Annotated in this window: 4 protein-coding genes; 1 reads left to right on the forward strand and 3 read right to left on the reverse strand. The window is 66.9% G+C overall.

Annotation, left to right across the window (positions count from 1 at the left end):
* Both ACLPJJ_RS07435 and ACLPJJ_RS07440 read right to left on the reverse strand, forming a co-directional pair.
* A partial coding sequence (locus ACLPJJ_RS07435; protein ID WP_443590315.1) for an alanine racemase occupies positions 1–396 on the reverse strand: 396 nt, incomplete at its 3' end.
* Positions 397–400: 4 nt separating this feature from the next.
* A complete protein-coding gene (locus ACLPJJ_RS07440) occupies positions 401–1,888 on the reverse strand; it encodes a replicative DNA helicase (protein ID WP_443590318.1) in 1,488 nt (495 codons plus the stop codon).
* A 100-nt stretch (positions 1,889–1,988) separates the two neighbouring features.
* On the opposite strand from ACLPJJ_RS07440, the gene ACLPJJ_RS07445 reads away from it, so the two are divergent.
* Entirely contained in the window at positions 1,989–4,532 is a 2,544-nt protein-coding gene (locus tag ACLPJJ_RS07445; RefSeq protein WP_443590316.1) for a bifunctional acetate--CoA ligase family protein/GNAT family N-acetyltransferase, read from the forward strand.
* 149 nt (positions 4,533–4,681) lie between these two features.
* On the opposite strand, the gene ACLPJJ_RS07450 is transcribed toward ACLPJJ_RS07445, so the two are convergent.
* On the reverse strand, positions 4,682–4,990 hold the full coding sequence (locus tag ACLPJJ_RS07450) for a hypothetical protein (RefSeq protein WP_443590317.1): 309 nt from the start codon (positions 4,988–4,990) through the stop codon (positions 4,682–4,684).
* Between the last annotated feature and the right edge of the window lie 506 nt (positions 4,991–5,496).

Consider the following 5,496-nt stretch of genomic DNA (forward strand, 5'->3'; position numbering starts at 1 on the left):
GCCGAGCCGGTTCATCCCCATTTCCAAGTGCAGCATGCAGGGCAGGGGGCGGCCCAGCCCCGCCGCCTCGGTGTGCCAGAGAGCGATGTCCCTCAGCGAGCCGAGCACCGGAATGATGTTGTGCGCGTAGAAATCAGCCGCCGCATGCGGGAACAGCCCGTTCAGCACGGCGATGCGCGCCTCGGGCAGGATTTCGCGCAGCGCCGCCGCCTCTTCCAGATGCGCGGTGAAGAAGGTCTTGCACCCGGCCTTGGCCAGCACTGGCGCGACTTGCGCAGCACCCAGCCCGTAGGCGTCGGCCTTCAGCACGGCGGCAGTCTCGCCCGGATGCGTGGCCGCGAGCTGACGCCAATTGGCGGCGATGGCGCCAAGGTCGATTTCCAGAAGCGCGGTCAAAACGTCACTCGTGGATTGTGTCGAGATCGGCGAAGCGGGTGAACTCGCCCTCGAAGAAGAGGTCGATCTTGCCGGTGGGGCCGTGGCGCTGCTTGGCCAGGATCAGCTCGGCCTTCTGGTAGACATTCTGCATGTCCGTTTTCCACTTCTCCATCGCCTCCTGGTATTTGTCGTCCCGGTCGAAGGCGGTGATCTTCGGTTCGCGCTGCTGCAGGTAGTATTCGTCGCGGTAGATGAACATCACCATGTCGGCATCCTGCTCGATGGAGCCGGATTCACGCAAATCCGAGAGCTGGGGACGCTTGTCGTCGCGGCTTTCCACCGAGCGCGAGAGCTGGGAGAGCGCGATGACCGGCACCGCTAGCTCCTTGGCGATGGCTTTCAAGCCCTGGGTGATCTGGCTGATTTCCAGCACGCGGCTCTCGGGCTTTGTGCCGGCGGCCGGGCGCATGAGCTGCAGATAGTCGACGATAACCAGCCCCAGCCCCTGCGTGCGCTGGAGGCGGCGGCAGCGTGTGCGCAGCGCCGAGAGGGTGATGGCGGGCGTATCGTCGATGACCAGCGGGACGTCGGAAATCTCGCGGCTGACCTTCACGAAAGTATCAAAGTCGCGGGATGAGATTTCGCCGCGGCGGATCTTGTCGGCGGAAACGCGCGCTTCCTCGGCCAGCAGACGGGTGGCGAGCTGGTCGGCGCTCATTTCCAGCGAGAAGATGGCGACGCATTCCTTCGCCATGGCGTTGGGGTTCTCAAGGCGGGCATTGTTTAGCATCGCCTTGGCCGCGCCGAAGGAGATCTTCGTCACCAGCGCGGTCTTGCCCATGCCGGGGCGCCCGGCGAGGATGATAAGGTCCGACTTGTGCAGGCCGCCGGTGCGCTTGTTCAGGTCGCGCAGGCCGGTATCCAGGCCCGAGACCGAGCCCTGGTTCTGGAACGCCTTGGAGGCGATCTCGATCGCCTCGATCAGCGCGTTCTTGAAGCTGATGCCGCTGCGCTCCGCCCCGCCCTGGGTGGCGAGGTTGAACAGGGTCTGCTCCGCCGCCTCGATCTGCGCCGCGCCATCCAGCTCCGGCTCGGCGCCGAAGGCGCGGTTCACCACCGTCTCGCCGATATCGATGAGCTGGCGGCGCAGCCAAGCATCGCGGATAACGCGGCCGTAATCGCCGGCGTTGATGATGCCGACCATGGCCGAGAGCAACTGGGCCAGGTAGGCGTTGCCGCCCACCTCGTCGAGCATGCCGGAATGTTCAAACTCGGCGCGCAAAGTCACCGGGTCGGCGATCTGCCCGGCCTCGCAGCGGCGCTGGATGGCGGCGAAGATGCGCGCATGGACCGGATCGGCAAAATGCTCCGGCGTCAGGAATTCCGAAACCCGTTCATAAGCTTTGTTATTGGCCAGCAAAGCGCCGAGCAGCGCCTGTTCGGCCTGGACGTTGGTCGGCGGCAGACGCTGGGACAGGCCGAATGCGGGGGGAGTGTCGAGCGAATTCATGGCCCCGGATACTAGCCCGGTTCCCTGCTGCGCGGCCAGAGGATGGAGCATGGAATGCGGAGCCCCTGGCGGTGTATAGTGGGGACAAACGGAGGTCTGCATGACGGTACCGATGAAGCGGCGGTTCGACGCGGCACGGCTTTTTCGCCCTGAGAGCGTGAGTCTGAGCGGTACCTCAACCCCGCTGGGCCAGCGGATTCTGGCCAATTTGCGGGCTGGTGGGTTCGCCGGGCAGATCGGCACGGACGCCGAACCGGTGGAGCATGCGGACGTCGCGTTGGTGGCCGACGAGCCGGGAGATATTCAGGCAGCGCTGCTCCGCCATGCGCGCATGGGGGCGCGGGGCGCCGTCGTGCTCTCGCATAAGGTGACCGGGCTGGATGAGATGGCCCGCCAAGCCGGGATCAGGGTCATGGGGCCGCATTCCTTCGGGCTGATCCTGCCGGGGCTGGGGCTGAACGCCTCGCCCTTCGCGCTCATGCCCCAGCCGGGGCGCATGGCGCTGGTCGGGCAGTCCTCCTCCATCGCCCGCACGGTCATCGACTGGGCGGCGCCGAATGCCGTCGGCTTCAGCCATCTCGTCGGTATTGGCGGCAATACCGATATCGGCTTCGGCCTAGTGCTCGACCAACTCTCCCGCGACCCCAACACCGCCGCCATCATGGTCGAGATCGACCGGCTGCGCGACCCCCAGCTGTTCTTCTCGGCGGCGCGCGCGGCGGCGCGGCTGCGCCCGGTGGTCGCCATCGTGCCGGGGATGGAGATAAACTTCCCCGGCCAGAAGCTCCCCGCCATGCTTGAGGCCGCCATGGCCCGCGCTGGCGTATTGCTCACCTCCTCGATCAGCGAATTCCTGGCCGCAGCCGAGACCCTGACCCGGGTGAAGCCCGCGCGAGGCGAGAGTCTGGCCATTATTACAAACTCCACCGCCATCGGCCGGCTGTCGGCGGACGAGGCTGTGCGCTCCGGCGTGAAGCTGGCCGAACTGTCGCCCGAGACGCGGCAGGTGCTGTCTCTTACCATCGACAAGGTTCCCGCCTCCGGGCCGATCTTCGTTGGCAAGGGCTCGACGCGCCTGGCCGATACGGCGGCGCTGCTTTCCTCGGCGCCCGAGGTGGGCGGCATACTGGTGGTGCACGCCCCCAGCGACGGCGAGGGGGATGTTGCGATCGAGGCGTTGATCGCCTGCGCCAAGACGGTGAAGATCCCGCTGCTGATCACGGTGATGGGCGAGGCGCTGGGCCTGCGCCATAGGCACATATTGAGTCAGGCGCGGCTGGCCTGCTTCGACACGCCGGAGAGCGCGGTGGCCGGGTTCCGCCATCTGCTGCGCAACCGGCGCAACCGCGCGGCGGCGCGCGAACTGCCGGATTCCGCCGTGCTGAGCATCACCCCGGACAAGGCTGCGGTGGCGGCGCAGATCAGCGCGGCGCGGGCGCGCGGGCAGGAGGTGCTGCTGCAGGACGAGGCGCTGGCGCTCGTCTCTGCCTATAATGTGAAGACCATTGCCAGCCGGCATGTGACCACCCCGGACGAGGCTGCTGCGGCGGCGGCGGCGCTGGGCTTCCCATCTGTGCTGAAGCTCTCGCACCCGGATGTGCCGACGCATCTGCTTGCCGGCTCGGTGGTGCTGGACCTGCCAGACGCGGCGGCGGTGCGCGATGCCGGCCGGGCGATCCTGGTGCGCTTGGCCCAGCGCGGCGACGATGCCAGCAAGGCCGGTTTCGTGGTGCAGACCCAGGCGCCGCGCGGCACCATGCTGCGGGTGCGCGTTTCCGACCATCCGGTGCTGGGGCCGCTGATCGGCTTTGGCGCGGGCGGCGGCGACCCGGACGATGTCTCCACCCTGACGGCAGACCTGCCGCCGCTCAACCTGCCGCTGGCCCACGCGCTCATCCACCGCGCCCCGGTGGCGCCGCTGCTAGCGGCGCATCGCGGCCAGGCGGCGGCGGATGAGGACGCGATCGCCGCGATCCTGGTGCGCATCAGCCAGCTGATCCTGGACACGCCGGAGATTGCGCTGCTCGATCTCGACCCGGTCTTTGTCAACGAGCAGGGGGCGGTGGCGGCCAGCGCGCGCATTGTGCTGCGCCCGCCGGGCGAGACGCGGCCCGCGCCGATCATCAGCCCGTACCCGGCGGACCTGATTACCACCTACGAGGCCAAGGGGATGAAATTGATCATCCGCCCGATCCGCCCCGAGGATGCGGACGCGCATATCGCCCTGATCTCGCGCGTCACGCCGGAGGATATGCGCTACCGTTTCTTCTCGCCGATGAGGAGCCTGCCGGTGGAGCAGATCACCCGCATGACCGACGTGGACTACAGGCGCGAGATGGCGTTCATCGCCAAGAACGAGGTTACGGGCGCGACCATGGGCGTCGCCCGGCTGGTGCGTGACGATACCGACGGCATCACCGGCGAATTCGCCGTGGCGGTGGAGTCGGCGGCCAAGGGGCTGGGGCTAGGCTCGGCGCTGATGCGAGCGATCATCGACTGGGGCCGTGCCCACGGGGTGAAGGAGATTATCGGGCAGGTTCTGGCGGATAACGCGCCGATGCTTGCCTTCGTCAAGCATCTCGGCTTCACCATCGCCCGCATCCCCGAGGAGCCGGACTTGGTGGAGGCCAAGCTGGTGGTGTGAACAACGCGTAGGATGGGTGGAGTGCAGCGCAACCCATCAACGCGACGCAGGGCGATGTGGCACGAAAACGATGGGTTACGCTGCGCTTCACCCATCCTACGGCTTGCTGAAAAAAACGGCCGGCGGGGGGACCGCCGGCCGCTGGGGCGTTAGATCGAGGTTTCGGCGAGGAAGCGGTAATAGTCGCGCACGCGGGTGCGGTACTTGCGCCAGGCCGAGGTGCCGGGATAGCGCGCAAACGGCGGGACGGCCTGCGCGAAAGTGCGGTTGAGGGCGCTGGGGTTCTCCGTAACGGCGGCCTCAACGCCAGCCAGCCAGTCGGCGGAGAGGCGGGCGGTGGCGCCGTTCTGCGCGGGGGCGGCCACGCGGCCCGCGCGGATGGCGCGGCGCAAAACGCGGAGAGAAACGCCCAGGCGGGCGGCGGCTTCGGGGAAGCCCAGGGTAGACGTGTCGGTCATGGTTTTGGTGTCCGTGATAAATTGGCCGCCCCTATAAGCATTGGCGGGTGGAAGGGGCAAGGGTGGGGCGCTCCGAATGGTGGTGCAGTTTGAATGTTGGATTTCGACCCAAGTCGGGGTAGGCCGGCCCGGGAGGTGATCTCAGGAGCGGACGTTCAGCGCCGCCCAGTGCCGACAGCAACGCGCCCAAACTGCCTGTTCGCATTCAAGGGCTCGGTCCATCAGCTCGCCCCTGGGCACGAATATCACCATTCCCTGCCGCGCATGTGTGAACAGCATGCGGTAAGAGTTGGCAAAATGCGGTCACGGAGACATTTCCCAAGAACCGGAATCGGTTGCTGGCGGGGGGCAACGCGGCGGAATTAATGGCCGCGACGTTCCGTCCAGATCCAGCCACGGAGAATTCGTGAGGGCTGCCAATGGCATCATAAACGCCACCCCTTTTGGAGTAGGGTGAAAATGTCCACCCAATGCGGCAATAAGTGCCCTTGTCCGGGGCGGATGCT

Origin of the sequence: Acidocella sp., from assembly GCF_052326845.1 — a bacterium.
Lineage (GTDB): Bacteria > Pseudomonadota > Alphaproteobacteria > Acetobacterales > Acetobacteraceae > Acidocella.

Bases quoted from the DNA above. Each gene is read 5' to 3' on its own strand.
- ACLPJJ_RS07440 (WP_443590318.1), bottom strand. From the start codon at position 1,888: ATGAATTCGCTCGACACTCCCCCCGCATTCGGCCTGTCCCAGCGTCTG.
- ACLPJJ_RS07445 (WP_443590316.1), top strand. From the start codon at position 1,989: ATGACGGTACCGATGAAGCGGCGGTTCGACGCGGCACGGCTTTTTCGC.
- ACLPJJ_RS07450 (WP_443590317.1), bottom strand. From the start codon at position 4,990: ATGACCGACACGTCTACCCTGGGCTTCCCCGAAGCCGCCGCCCGCCTG.